Origin of the sequence: Methylobacterium sp. E-065 (assembly GCF_022829605.1) — a bacterium.
GTDB lineage: Bacteria > Pseudomonadota > Alphaproteobacteria > Rhizobiales > Beijerinckiaceae > Methylobacterium.
Genome location: NZ_JAKSYD010000301.1, coordinates 1 through 464 on the forward strand (window position 1 = coordinate 1; position 464 = coordinate 464).

Annotated in this window: 1 protein-coding gene; it reads right to left on the minus strand. The window is 73.3% G+C overall.

The window, feature by feature from the left end; all coding sequences use genetic code 11:
• Positions 1-464, minus strand: a 464-nt coding sequence (locus tag MKK84_RS34820) for a polysaccharide biosynthesis/export family protein (RefSeq protein WP_243927554.1), incomplete at both ends; no start/stop codon positions are given.

Genomic DNA, 464 nt, shown 5'->3' on the forward strand with positions numbered 1-464 from the left:
AGCACGTCGTTGGGCCGCAGGTAGATGTTCTCCTTCGGGTTCGACACCACCGTGGTCAGCGGCACGGTCGCGGTCACCGGCCCGCGCGAGAGCCGCACGAAGGTCTCCGAGACCGGCGAGCGGTTGCCGCCTGCGGCCGCGATGACGTCGAGGATGCGGTCGCCGTGGCCCGACAGCGGCAGGCGGGCGCCGGCCGCGCCCTCGCCGGTGATGGTCACGGCCTGACTGATCGGGCGGGTGACCGAGACCAGCACCTGCGGCTGGATCGCCTTGCCGGCGAGTTCGCTCTCGATCAGCGTCTGGACGTCCTGGGGCCGGCGGCCATCGACCTTGATGCGGCCGGCGTAGGGCACCGAGATGGCGCCGTCGCGCCCGACCGGCTGCTCGGGGATGAGGGCGGACTTGGACCCGGCCGAGAAGCGGTCGGCGACCAGCGGGCCGGAGAACAGGCCGCCGGATCCGGC